At 51.8% G+C, this 13120-nt stretch carries 9 protein-coding genes and 1 pseudogene; 2 read left to right on the top strand and 8 right to left on the bottom strand.

The features are described 5' to 3' along the window. Window positions 1-121: 121 nt before the first annotated feature. Window positions 122-1111, top strand: coding sequence for a catalase family peroxidase (locus INP78_RS12305; protein WP_194742487.1), 990 nt, complete (start codon window positions 122-124; stop codon window positions 1109-1111). Between the two features lie 57 nt (window positions 1112-1168). Here the strand turns inward: INP78_RS12305 and msrB are convergent, their stop codons facing one another. Next, complete coding sequence (gene msrB, locus INP78_RS12300) at window positions 1169-1615, bottom strand: peptide-methionine (R)-S-oxide reductase MsrB (protein ID WP_194742486.1); 447 nt, start codon at window positions 1613-1615, stop codon at window positions 1169-1171. Window positions 1616-1778: 163 nt separating this feature from the next. Here msrB and INP78_RS12295 point away from each other — a divergent pair, with 163 nt between their 5' ends. After that, entirely contained in the window at window positions 1779-2702 is a 924-nt protein-coding gene (locus INP78_RS12295) for a bestrophin family protein (RefSeq protein WP_194742485.1), read from the top strand. A gap of 3 nt (window positions 2703-2705) precedes the next feature. On the opposite strand, the gene INP78_RS12290 is transcribed toward INP78_RS12295, so the two are convergent. The 7 genes and pseudogenes from INP78_RS12290 to gshA form a co-directional block, all read right to left on the bottom strand. Further along, window positions 2706-4031: a di-heme oxidoredictase family protein gene (locus tag INP78_RS12290; RefSeq protein ID WP_194742484.1), complete on the bottom strand. Its 1326-nt coding sequence runs from the start codon at window positions 4029-4031 to the stop codon at window positions 2706-2708. A 6-nt stretch (window positions 4032-4037) separates the two neighbouring features. Continuing rightward, window positions 4038-5330 (bottom strand): ABC transporter substrate-binding protein, encoded by a 1293-nt coding sequence (locus INP78_RS12285; RefSeq protein ID WP_194742483.1) that lies wholly within the window; start codon window positions 5328-5330, stop codon window positions 4038-4040. Between the two features lie 14 nt (window positions 5331-5344). Then, window positions 5345-7336 (bottom strand): TonB-dependent receptor plug domain-containing protein, encoded by a 1992-nt coding sequence (locus INP78_RS12280; RefSeq protein ID WP_368667991.1) that lies wholly within the window; start codon window positions 7334-7336, stop codon window positions 5345-5347. A 295-nt stretch (window positions 7337-7631) separates the two neighbouring features. Beyond that, on the bottom strand, window positions 7632-9242 hold the full coding sequence (locus INP78_RS12275) for a porin (protein WP_194742482.1): 1611 nt from the start codon (window positions 9240-9242) through the stop codon (window positions 7632-7634). 204 nt (window positions 9243-9446) lie between these two features. Further along, window positions 9447-10721, bottom strand: a pseudogene (locus INP78_RS12270) (D-amino acid dehydrogenase). Between the two features lie 110 nt (window positions 10722-10831). Continuing rightward, entirely contained in the window at window positions 10832-11767 is a 936-nt protein-coding gene (gshB, locus tag INP78_RS12265) for a glutathione synthase (protein WP_194742481.1), read from the bottom strand. Between the two features lie 18 nt (window positions 11768-11785). Next, window positions 11786-13096 (bottom strand): glutamate--cysteine ligase, encoded by a 1311-nt coding sequence (gene gshA / locus INP78_RS12260; RefSeq protein ID WP_194742480.1) that lies wholly within the window; start codon window positions 13094-13096, stop codon window positions 11786-11788. Window positions 13097-13120 lie beyond the last annotated feature (24 nt).

Genomic DNA, 13120 nt, shown 5'->3' with positions numbered 1-13120 from the left:
TCAGGGCCTAAAAACAGGGGTTTCATTTTTTTGACATTTAAGTAGTGCACGATTTAATTTTGCGTTATCAACCTAGAAATAATTTTTTAATGGGAACACTTTTTAACCGAAGGGAATGAAGATGAAATTAAGCGCCGTTGTCAGTCTGTTATTTGCCGCGTCACTCACCGCAGCCCATCCCGCTCTGGCGGATGATAAACCGGTGACCGAGCAGTTGGTGGATACTTTAACGACTTTGTCTGGTGGGCCACATGCGGGTTATCGCGCCAACCATGCCAAGGGTGTGATGGTAGAAGGCACATTTACACCAACTGCGCAGGCAGCCGGGATTAGCCAGGCCGCGCATTTCCAGAAAGCGTCGCCAGTACTGGTACGTTTTTCTAATGCCACGGGCGTGCCTAATATCCCCGATGCGAACGGTAATGCTTTTCCTAAAGGCATCGCCATCCGATTTCAATTGCCAGATGGCACAGCGACTGACATTGTGAGTATTTCTGTGAATGGCTTTCCGGCTGCCACGCCCGAGGACTTTTTGGGTTTGCTCAATGCGGTACGTGATTCGCAAGGCAGCACGGCTAAACCTAGCCCGGTGGAGCAGTTTTTAGGATCGCATCCGGCAGCGCTTAAATTTGTCACCACACCCAAACCAGCGCCGGTGAGTTTTGCCACGCAGCCATTTTTTGGGGTGAATGCGTTTCAATTTACCAATGCAGCAGGCAAAGCAGTGTATGGCCGCTACCAGATTGTGCCGGTGGCTGGCGCACAATATTTAAGTCAGGAAGTCGCTGATAAAGCGTCCCCCGATTACCTGATGACAGACATTGTTGAGCGCGTGCAGGCCAAAGGCGTGCAGTACAAAATATTGCTGCAATTGGCTGAGCCGGGTGATGAGGTGAATAATGCGACGGTGGTATGGCCAGAAAGCCGCAAAACCGTAGAGTTGGGTACGCTGACTTTAAATAAAGCGGTGGCAGACAGCAAAGCAGCAGAAAAACCGATTATGTTTAACCCGCTGCAACTGACTGATGGCATTGCCCCTAGCCAGGATCCTATCTTGCTGGCACGGCCAACCGCTTATGCTGTGAGTTTTGGCAGACGTTTAGCGCATTAAGTTTTACAGTGAGTCATGCGCGGCTGGTTATTACAGCCGCGCATTTTTTTGCGAGGTTTAATTGGCGGCAAACGTAATGGCTTTACCGTTAATGCAATAACGCAAGCCACTTTCTGTTTTGCCATCGGGGAACACGTGCCCCAGATGCGCGTCACAGACATTACATTTCACTTCTATGCGCTGCATGCCATGGCTCTCGTCGGCAAAGTAGGCAATCGCATTGCTGGCCAGCGGTTGGTCAAATGAGGGCCAGCCTGAGGCAGATTCAAATTTCTGCCCAGAATCAAACAGCACTTGCTCACAGCAGGTGCAGGCGTAGCGCCCCGGCGTAAACGCGACACACATTTCAGAAGAAAACGGCCGTTCGGTTGCACTCAGGCGGGTGATCGCAAATACTTCATCATCCAGAATCTCACGCCAGGCGCGGATGGATTTCTGTAATTTGTGATCGGGTGCCAGGTTACCTTCCCTGGCCAGTTTGAGAATATCTTTCCATTTCAACATGATGTTTATCCATTCGCTGGTGGTGCACGGCACAGACGACAAAAAATGCTAAACCAGTGGTTTCCCCTGTCTTTTTCACACATGCAGGCCGACCACTGGCAGATAGACTACAGACTATCGAGTATAACATTATCGCCATGGTTCGCCAGGCAGGAGGCTTCCCTTGATCGTCAGATCCAGACCCCATTTGTTTGAGCTGTTTTTTATTATTAAAGGCTCAATTGTGCTCAGAATCATGCCGCTGCTGGTATTTGTAGCGACATTATCTGCGGCGGTGGTGTCGGTGTATACCTTCAGGCCAGACTGGTTGCCTAAATTTGATGGCGGGCCATTTGCCTTGCTGGGAATCACCTTGTCCATTTTTCTCGCTTTTAGAAACAATGCCTGTTATGAGCGCTGGTGGGAGGCACGTAAAATCTGGGGCGAGTTTGTACTGACTTGCAGAAGCCTGGGGCGTTTGAGTGTGGTGCTGGATGAGCCCGGTAGCGCGATCAGCAGCCAGCGCCAAAGCCTGTTGAAATATGGCATTGCCTATGCGCACGCATTATTGATCCAGCTACGCCCGGCCAGCTCATCATTCAAGCTACAGGCCATGCTGCCAGAGACGCTTTATCAGTCTGTGCGTACCAGCCGCAATCCACCAGAAGTCATTTTGCGCGCCATGCAGCAGTTACTGGTAGAGGCTTTGCGCAACCAACAAATCGAAGTGATCCAGTTTCAAATGCTGGATGAGTTGTTGCAAAAGCTGGCGCTTGCGCAGGCGTCTTGCGAGCGTATCCAGAATACGCCTATCCCGTTTGGTTATACGCTGTTGCTGCATAGAACCGCTTATACCTTTTGTTTTTTGCTCCCGTTTTGTTTTGCCAATACCCTTGGTTGGGCGACGCCGTTTGTGACCGCGCTGGCAGCCTATACTCTGTTTGGCCTCGATGCCTTGGGTAATGAGCTGGAAGAACCTTTTTCGTTGGGCGCCAATGCCTTACCGATTAATGCCTTGACCGATATGATAGAAATTGACCTCAAGGAAGCGTTGCGCGAGAGTGATATACCGCCTTCACCACAGCCTAAAGACTTTGTGTTGATGTAAGCGTTAAAGGGACTCCAGAAACTGTAGCAGAGCGGCGCGGTCTTCTTTGTTCAAGCGCATAAAACGTTCACGGGCGCTATCCGCCTCGCCGCCGTGCCATAAAATCGCCTCCTGCAAGTCTCTGGCGCGGCCATCGTGCAAAAATCCCGCATTGGCATGCACGGTTTTGGCTAAGCCAATACCCCATAACGGTGGCGTACGCCATTCACGTCCGTTGGCTAAAAAGTCTGGCCGATGATCTGCCAATCCGTCGCCCATATCATGCAGTAACAGGTCGGTATAAGGCGTGTGCGATGATGCGCGTATCGCCTGGCTGGTGCGTAGCTGGTCAGTATGGCATTCAATACACTGCGCCCGTTTGAACAAGGCCGCACCACGGTTGATTTGCGCGGTGGGCGAGGCTGGGGGTGGTACTGCCAGGGCACGCAGGTAGAACTGGATGTCGTCTAATTGCTGATCAGTGAGCTCGGGCAACTGGCTGGCTTGGCTAAGGCAGATGGCTTGTTGAGGCGTACAATTTTCCTGCGGAAACAGGCTGGAAGTAATACTTAAGTCACCGTGAAAAGCACTGGCAATCTGTTGCCGCAGATTAGGCACATTGGCCTTCCAGCCAAACTTTCCTATGACGGTTTTTTGTTGTGCGATATCCCATACACGATTTGGTCGACCTGCAATGCCTGCGGGTTTTCGGCGTTGTGTTTGCCGCAAAATATCTTCATCGCTGATGCTTGCTAGCACTGCCAACCCAAACACCGCGGGTGCAATACGGGGCGATGTTTGTATCTGGCCGAGCGGGCCGTAAGCCAGCTCGCTAAAGCGGAGAGTGGGGCGCCGCAACGTCATCACCTCGCCATCTGCAAAGGTGATGCTGACGGGGTCATAGTCTATTTGGGCAATACCTTCGCCCGCTAGGCCGGGAATACCAAACTCATTAAGCTGGTCGCCATAGACCGGATGCGGCAGGTTGCCATGTTGCGGGACAGCCACGCTAAGCCTTACTAGCATGGCTTTCATCGACTGGTGGGGGCCATCAGGCGCAAAACCACGGCCATTGCCAGGATGGCAGGCCACACACGAAAAACGGTTATACAACGGACCTAGTCCGCTAAAGCGGCTGTCTTCGCCCCCGGGAATCGTCCACACCTGGCGAAATAGCGTGCGTCCGGCCTGGAATGCACTTAAGGCTTTAGTATCTGCCAATAGTCCGTCAACTGGTTGGGTGTAGGCGTCAGCGGTGCGCAGAGGTGGCGGGCTGGGGCTGGTTGTCTCATGCGCATAGGCTGTCTGGACCAACAGGCAGTACAACAGTATGCGTATTGTGGCGTGCATGGCGGCTTACTGGCTGCCCAGTAAAGCTTGCAGCGCATTGGCGGCTGCCTGGTAGCGGGTTTTAGCGAGGTCAGACCACTGCTTGATCAAGGCTTCACGTTCAGCACTTTGACTGGCCTGGAAGGCGGCAATATTTTCGGTTGAAAATAGCGCTTGCTCAGTGAGTAAAGGTTGCAGCAATTGTTGCTCGATATCGCTGATCCTGCCCACATCACGCTTTAAATGGCGCGCAAAAGTAATATTCACAAACAGGGATTGCAGCAATGCCTGATGTTTGACCAGGCTGGCTTCGAAATAGGTGTTGAGGATATTCTGCGCAATCACATCGCGCACAGCGTCTTCTTTGGACGTGGCGGCGGCATAAGGATTAAAGTAGCCAGCAGGCCGTTGGGCATACACGGCGGGGTCGACCGGTAGTTTGCGGATATCCGGCGTAAATAATAACCGCTGCCCGGCTGGCGAGAGTGTGAACTGTGCAAACGCTTCAGCGGCCGCCTGGTGCGGCGCTTGTTGCAAAATAGCGACGTGGGCAGGGGAGTAAGCCACAATCGGCGGGTAGCGATATTGCAGCGGCGCACCTTTGGCGATGGCCGATGCCGCAAAAAAGTCCATGGTCAGGCCGACCATCGCCCGCCCGCTGGCCACCTCGTCGGTGATAAAGGTTGAGGCGCTATCAATAAAGCGGCTATTCATAGTGATTCTGGTTAACATGCCCCAGCCATCTGCCCATGATTGGCCACGCAACATGGCATCAATCAGGCCCGTCGCAAAGCCAACCTTGCTTGGTAGCGGGAACGCAATTTGGCCCTGCAGTGCCGGGTTAGCAAGGTCTTGCCAGTGTTGTGGTGGGCGCAGCTTTGCTTTCTCAAAAGCAGCAGGTGCAATCACCATGCCCAGGCCTGCGATTTCAGTCGCGGCATATAAGCCCTGTGGGTCATTGAGCAAGGTGCTATGTAAGCTGGTAGGTGCATGTATCCATGACGGGTTTAGCTGTTGCAACAAACCTTGTTTCGCCAACTGGCTAAAGTTTTGCCGCGACGGTGTCCAATACACATCCACCTCACCCTTGTGTTGGTTGAGATAGCTTAACGCGTCATTCGATTGTTTCCACAATACCTCCAGCCGGTATTCTGGAAACTGTTGCTCAAAAGCGGCCTCAAACTGCGAAATCATTTCCTGCGGATAGCTGGTCATGACTACCACCTTGTCGGCGGCGGTTGCAATCATGCTGGCCAGTAGCAGGCCACCGCCTAGAAGTAGTTTTTTGAATGCACTTGCAAGATGGTGGCGGCTGGTCATGGCAATGGGTCCGATTAAAACAGGTAGCTCAGGTTGGTAAACCACATGCGACCCGGGTTAGGGAAGCCAAAGTCCAAATAGTAGTTTTTATCTGTGAGGTTGTTCACGCCAACTTCTGCTGTCAGGTTGGTCACAGGCTGCCAGGCGGCTTTGAGGTTCATGATGGTAAACCCATCAATTTTGGCCGTGTTGCTCACCCAGCGGCTGCTGTTGTATTCGGCAAAGCCAATAATGCTCACTGCATTTACAGGTGTCCAGGTCAGGTTAGTTGTGATTTTGGTTTCTGGCACACCGGTAATTTTAGTATCGTCTTTCAGGTTCTTGATATCCATATTAGTGATGTTGCCACCTAATTGCCATTGATCGCCCAGTGGTGTGTTCAGACTCAACTCTATGCCGCGGATACGCACTTCACCGACGTTTTGTTGCTGACATTGATTGGTCGGTGAGCAGGTGGCTGCACCGTTAAGGTTCACACTCTGTATTTTGTCCTCAATTTCGTTCTGGAAGACTGCAATTTGCGCAGAGGCTCCAGACCAAGGCTGGCCTTTGTAGCCGACTTCGTAATTGTGTGCCTGTTCAGGCTTCAGGCTCGGGTTTTCGATGTAGTTGCCAAGGCGGGCAGAGTAGCGGTCTTTGAGTGTAGGCAAGCGTGTCTTTTGAGCAGCGCTGGCATAGAAAGCGACGTCAGGGCGCCATTGGAATGAAATCGCGGCTTGAGGGTCATTCGCCTTCTGGTCTTTGGGTAGAGAGTAGCTCGAACCGACTTTATATACCTTGTCTGGGTCAATTTCATGGTGCGCAAACCCAAGAGTGGCTGTGGTGCGGTCGCCAAGCTGTATGGCGTCTTCCAGCGAGATTGAACGCAGGGTGTCTTCAAACTTTTCTCCAGTCACTCCCAGGCCATCGATGCCTTTGTGTTTATCGACCTTGTATTGGCTAAAGAAGCGTAGTGTGTTGTTCTGGATTCTGGTTGATTCGAACTCAACCATCGCGCCATGCGTGCGATCATCATAGATACTGACTCCGGTGCTGACACTGCCACTGCCGGAGGTTTTAGGCACGGAATAGGTACCATCGGTGTAGGATTTTAGGGTGTTATCAAATTTATCAACAAATAGGCGCAGTTTGACCGTTTCATAGTTGCCCAATGCAGTTTTAGAAATAAAGTACAAACTTTCCTTATCCCATTCAGGCCACTTCCAGTAGCGCACGCCACCCTGACTGCTGTCCGTGATTGTCGGGTTCCCTTTTTCACCATTTTGCTTATAGTAAGACAGCGCATACTCATCGGTATCGTTAGGCGTAATCCCAAACTTCAGTGATACTTTGCTATCTTGATACTGTGAGTTATCGCGCTTGCCACCATTTTCTGTGGTTGTTGGCTTGAAATCATTCGATAATCTAAAGCCATCGCTATCCCGGTAACTAACGCCCGCTTGTGCATACCAATTGCCCTGGTTGGTGCCAATATTAAAGTTGGCCTCATGTGTATTTTGCTGACCATAACCAATACGTGCATCGCCTTCCAGCGCTTTGGTCGGCTTGCGTGAAACCAGGTTAATTGCGCCGCCAAGTGTGTTGGGGCCGAAGGAGACGGAACTGTAGCCTTTGGACAGCTGAATCGCCGCCAGGTCAGAGGTGGTGAATCGGCCCATATCCACATAGCCGTCATAAGGCACATATACGGGAATCCCATCAATAAACAACGGTACCTGGCGGATATCGTAGCCACGTACAGAAATCATTTGCTCGTTACGGCTGTTGTTAGACAGCGTGATGCCAGGGAGCAGATTTAATGCGGAACCGATGGTTTCGCGGTTAAATTTGCGCATGTCGTTGATCAGTAATGTGTCACTCATCACGCCAGCATCCTGATTTTTAGGCGCGGTGACGACAATCTCACCTAAAGTAAAAATGTTGCTATCTTCGGCCAGTGCAAGCGCGCTGGCACCTCCCAGCAGGCAAGCAATGATGCCTGCAATTTTTTGTTTTGAAGTTGTCACGGTGGTTGTCCTCTCTGTTTCAGTCTTGTTTTTATAAGAAAATCTTTTCGATATGTCCGTGAGGGAATAACGATAGGCGAAAAATGCCCACTTTTATTACCCATTAAACAATGGTGGATTTTAGCATCGTTATATACAAACGGGAATAACTGTGCGCGCGTTCTGTTTTTTGTCGGCGTAGATGTCGTTGCAGTAGTGAGGTGGCAGGTTTTATGTGATTGCCAATCAACTTGGCGAGGGTGATGCGCACCACTGTAGCTGTTGCTGTGGTGCGCGTATTTTTGAGTGAAGGATATTAGAAATCGAACTGGGCACGCATGGTGATTGCATCTTCGTGATCAAACGTATAGCTTTTATTGGTGCTGCTTGCAGGGGTTGTAACGGTCACGGGCGTATCAAAGTGCGTATGCACGTAGTTGGCGACTAAGCGTATATAAGGCGTCAGCATCCAGTTGGCACCAATCGTCCAGGTGTCAAATTCATTGGAGCGGATAGCATTGCCTGCAGTATCTGTAGTCAGACGACCAGTGCCAGCGGCATTTGCAGTTACAAAGTCACTACCATCAAATTTGCTGTATCGTGCGCCCAGTTGCAATGCTCCCCAGCCATCGCCGCCCCAGGCAAAGTCCTGCTTGGGACGCAAACGTCCAAACATGCCGTCTTTATAGGTGCTGGCAAATGTTTCACCGGTCACTATCCAGTTGATGCTGGCATACCATGCGGTCAAGTCGCGATCAAAATTACTGCCATCAAACTTCTCCTGGATATGTTCGGTTTGAAATTTGAGTGGTCCGTGTGCGAGTGCCAGTTCGTAACCTTGGCGGCTACGGTCAACCGCTCGGGTGAAAGTATCCGTGGAGAATACTGTATAACCACGACCTTCTGTCTGCACATTGAGTGTAGTGATGCTGCCAGGTTCTTGTTGGCCTTTGGCATAAAAGCCGCCTACGTGCACCACGCTGTCTTTCCAGTTTGCGAATTGTGCAATATTACCAACGACGCGTAGCAATGCGTCTTTGTTGTCATATTTGGCATCGGTTTCGTCACCGTTAGCGGTTGTCGTATTGACACCTTTACCATCGGTCCATGACGCGTTATAAAACAAACCGGGGATCGGCTCGCCAAATACCATTACACCACGGTCAAAGGTTGGGCCCAACAAATAATCAGTAGAGCCGCGTTCTTGAAAGTCAGTAAAGTTGGCGTTCATTGCCCGCTCAAGACCATAGAAGGGTTTGAATTGGCCGGCGCGGAATTTAAAACCATTAAAGTGGGTATAGTCGACGTGCGCATACGTTAAACCGACGCTGCCATTGTTCGCGGTGCCGCTATATTCGGCCTCTAACCTGGCTGCGAAATCTTTCATTGAGACATTCGCTCCCAAACGTGCGCGGCGTATGTTAAAGGTATCTGCTGCGGCGATGTCGGGTGCAAAGCTGCGGTAATCTGCTTGCACGCGACCGTTGATGCCGAGCCTCCACGCACCGCTGCCATCTTCAAAACTCAAGCCGTTTTTAAAGTTGGCATACACCGGCTGGCCAGTAGACTGGCCGCGCGCTGCTTGCAGCGTTTTTAACTGATCCGCCATGGCCTCAATTTTTGATTGTTGCTCACGCAGTTGCAGCTTTTCTTCTGTTGCGATGGCATGCGGCGATTCGGCGGGTTTGCTGGAGGTGGCTTTTAATGCTTTCAATTCATTTGCCAGCATTTGCATTTGCTGCTGTTGTGCTTCTAGCATCTGCTGTAATTGTGCAATGCGGGCATCTGTCTCTGCGTCCGCCCAGGCGGGTGTGATGCTTAAACCCAGCATCACCGTGCTGACTGCCGCGGTCATTTTTTTAACGCGTGAAAAAGGCACTTGTTGGCCGGTGGCAATGCATATTGCCAGATCTTTTACGTGGTTCACTAAGGTTGTCCTCTCGTGATAAATAGGGTGTCTTTCGTCGATGGCCACTATTCTGGTTAGACTCATGCGCTGAACACGCAAGAATAGCGGTCAATTCACTGCAGAGATTCTAGCGCCGCTATATTCGTGCAGGAATATCGATAAAGGGATATTGATGCGGATAATCAGGATGGATTTTGGCACAGCTTGATTTGAAGGCAGGCGCTAAGAAGAGTAGCGTTTGTTACTTAATTCTTGGGTCTCAATGGCGGGCTGGTCATGCGCCATCAGGTCGGCTAATACCTGGCCTGATCCGCACGCCATGGTCCAGCCTAAAGTGCCGTGCCCGGTGTTCAGCTAAACATTCGTGTAGCGGGCGTCTGCCTGGCCGATGATGGGTGTGCCATCTGGTGTCATGGGGCGCAAGCCGGTCCAGAATAAGGCTTGCGAGACATCGCCAGCATGTGGGAATAATCCATTGAATACCATTTCCAGCGTTGCGCGGCGGCGAGGGTTGAGCTGTAAATCAAAGCCTGCCAGCTCAGCCATGCCACCGACGCGGATGCGTTGGTCAAAGCGCGTAATGGCCACTTTGTAGGTTTCATCCATGACAGTGGAGACAGGTGCCGCATCGGGGTTCGTGATGGGGATGGTCAGTGAATACCCTTTAACTGGGTACACTGGCAGATTCAGTCCCAGTGCCTGCGTGAGTGGGCGTGAATAGCTGCCGAGGGCCACCACGTAATGGTCAGCTTTCAGTGTTTCAATGCCAGCATGGCTTTGTATTTCCACGCCTTGCAATTGATTGTGCTGCGTGATCAGGCGCTGGATGCTGGCGTCTTGGATGAATTGCACGCCCAGCGCCTGCGCCTTCGCCGCCAACTGGCTAGTAAATAACTGGCAATCGCCGGTTTCGTCGCCAGGCAAATATAAGCCGCCTAGTAACTGGTCTTTTACGTGCGCCAGTGCAGGCTCAATACGTACGCAGCCAGTAGGATCCAGATGCTCAAAAGGCACGCCCATGCGGCTCAGCACGGCAATATCTTTGGCTTCCGCGGCGAGTTGTTTGTGGGTGCGGAACACTTGTAGCGTGCCACGGCTACGCGCTTCGTAGTGAATGCCGGTATAGGCGCGCAAGCTGCGCAGGCAATCGCGACTGTATTCTGCCAGGCGCACCATACGTGATTTGTTGAGGTCGTAGCACGTAGTAGAGCAATTGCCTAAAAATTGTGCAATCCATTGCAGTTGCCATAGGCTGAAATCGGGCTTGAGCGAGAGTGGTGCATGGCGTTGAAATAGCCATTTGAGGGCTTTGGGCGGTACATCCGGGCCTGCCCAGGGTGCCGCATAGCCAGGTGAGATCTGGCCTGCATTGGCAAAGCTGGTTTCCAGGCCAACCGCTGGTTGGCGGTCTATGACGGTGACTTCAAACCCTTTTAATGCCAGGTAATGAGCACTTGTGACACCAATCACACCAGAACCCAGCACCAACACACGCATGATGACACTCCTACGACGGCAACTGACGATATCACTTATGTTTTAAATGACATCAGCCATATTATCAAACTTGATAATCAAGTATGCGTAAGGGGTATGTTTTAATCGCCCTAAGCCGTGAGTTTTTCCAGCGCTTCCACCATCACTTTGGCGGGGTCACAGTCTGTTTGCGCAGCAATTTCCACCATGCCGGTGGGGCTGGTGACATTCACTTCAGTTAAATAGTCACCAATCACATCGAGCCCGACTAAAAACAGGCCGTGTTGTTTGAGGGTTTTGCCAACTGTGGACGCGATTTCCTGGTCGCGGGCACTGAGCGGTTGCGCGACACCTTTGCCACCAGCCGCGAGGTTGCCGCGTGTTTCGCCGGTTTTGGGGATGCGGGCCAGCGCATACGGCAACGGTTCGCCATTGATGATCAGGATGCGTTTATCGCCTTGGCTAATCTCAGGAATATAGCGCTGCACCATGATGGTTTGTGTTTCAAACTGGGTCAGGGTTTCCAGGATTGCGTAGATGTTAGGGTCGTCTTTACGTAATCTGAAAATACCACTGCCGCCCATGCCATCCAGGGGTTTGACGATGATGTCACCGTGTTCGGCCAAAAAGGCTATTATTTTCTCTTGTTTGCTGGTGACGATAAAAGGCGGGGTGAATTGCGCAAAGCGGGTCACCGATAGTTTTTCGTTCCAGCCGCGAATAGACGCCGGGTCGTTGATGATGCGTGAGCCTTGTTGTTGCGCTAGTTCGAGTAAATAGGTGCTGTAGAGGTATTCGTTATCAAACGGCGGGTCTTTGCGCATGAGTACGGCATCAAAACTGTGCGGTGCCTGTGTGGTTTTGTCACCGGTTTGCCAGTGGCCATCTTCAGCAAAGGCAAAAGGCTGGGCATCGACCTTGACGGTGTCGCGTTGCAGGTGCCAGTCGTGCTGTTCACACACATAGAGTGAGTGGCCACGCGCCTGAGCAGCGCGCATGATGGCAAGGCTGGTGTCTTTGTAGCTTTTGAGTGATGCCAGCGGATCCAGAATAAACAGCAGTTTCATTATGCGCCTCGGCGGTGTTTAATCATTCAACGGGTCGTTTTCTTGCAGCTCCATGCCTGCGGCTAACAGTGCCAGGCGCGCGACCACGCCATAGGCATAGAAGCGGTTTGGCGGCGCATCAGGCGCGCCCGCACAGTCGGGCAGGGTACAGGGTTTTTCAAACGCGAGAGGGGCAAAATGCATGCCGGGCGCGTTGAGGTTTTCATCAATGCCGCGGCTGGTATGCACGCGGTAAAAGCCACCAATCACAAAGTGGTCCATCATATACACCACCGGTTCGGCCACGGCATCATTGATGTTCTCGAAGGTGTATACGCCTTCCTGGATCATCACTTCAGATACCTGCATGCCTTCTTTAATCACCGACATTTTGTTGCGCGCTTTACGGTTGAGGTCGCGCACTTCATCCGCCGATTTGACGCTCATGATGCCCATGCCATAGGTGCCTGCATCGGCTTTGACGATGGCAAACGGTTGTTGGGTGATGCCGTATTCGTCATATTTGGCCTGAATCTTTTTCAGGATGGCGTCGACTTTGTCTGCCAGTAAGTCTTCACCGACGCGGGCATGAAAATCAATGCCGCTGGCGGTGTCAAAATACGGGTTCAGCAACCAGGGGTCAATCTGCAGCAATTGCGAAAACTCGTCGACCACTTTGTCATAAGCGGCAAAATGTTGTGATTTACGGCGGGTAAACCAGCCTGCATGCAAGGGCGGAATCAGCGTTTGTTCCAGATTTTGCAGCATGTCTGGCACGCCGCCGGACAAGTCGTTATTGAGCAAAATGGCACAGCTATCAAAGGCTGGATAATCCACGCCTTCAAACGAAGCCGCGTTTAATTGCAGGCGATTTTTGACGCGCACCAGTGGTTCCAGAATCAATGGCAGGCCGTCATGGGTTTCCAGTTTGGTGATTTCGGTAATCTCAGGGGACAGGCTGCCGACGCGCACTTCCATGCCTGCGGCTTTGAGGAGATTGCACAGTTCAACCACGTTGCGCAGGTAAAAGGTATTGCGGGTATGGTTTTCCGGGATGAGCAACAAACGGCGTGCGTCCGGACAGATTTTTTCGACCGCCACTTGGGCTGCTTGCACAGCCAGGCTCAGAAACTCAGGATTGAGGTTGTTAAAACCGCCAGGGAACAGGTTGGTATCCACAGGCGCCAGTTTGAATCCGGCATTGCGCAGGTCTACACTGGCATAAAACGGGGCAGGGATTTCCTGCCATTTGGTCCGAAACCAGTGTTCGATATCCGGCATGGCTTGCAACACGCGTTTTTCCAGCGTGTATAGTGGACCGCTCAAAGCCGTTGTTAAGTGTGGAACCATGTTTGCTCCTGTGCTTGTTATTGG

Source organism: Methylophilus sp. 14, assembly GCF_015354345.1.
Lineage (GTDB): Bacteria > Pseudomonadota > Gammaproteobacteria > Burkholderiales > Methylophilaceae > Methylophilus.
The sequence above is the reverse complement of the archived record's forward strand: the minus strand, read 5'-3'. Positions and strand labels throughout refer to the sequence as shown.

Excerpts from the sequence above, each read along its gene's own strand:
- INP78_RS12305 (WP_194742487.1), top strand. The coding sequence starts at position 122 with ATGAAATTAAGCGCCGTTGTCAGTCTGTTATTTGCCGCGTCACTCACC.
- msrB (WP_194742486.1), bottom strand. The coding sequence starts at position 1,615 with ATGTTGAAATGGAAAGATATTCTCAAACTGGCCAGGGAAGGTAACCTG.
- INP78_RS12290 (WP_194742484.1), bottom strand. The coding sequence starts at position 4,031 with ATGCACGCCACAATACGCATACTGTTGTACTGCCTGTTGGTCCAGACA.
- INP78_RS12285 (WP_194742483.1), bottom strand. The coding sequence starts at position 5,330 with ATGACCAGCCGCCACCATCTTGCAAGTGCATTCAAAAAACTACTTCTA.
- gshB (WP_194742481.1), bottom strand. The coding sequence starts at position 11,767 with ATGAAACTGCTGTTTATTCTGGATCCGCTGGCATCACTCAAAAGCTAC.
- gshA (WP_194742480.1), bottom strand. The coding sequence starts at position 13,096 with ATGGTTCCACACTTAACAACGGCTTTGAGCGGTCCACTATACACGCTG.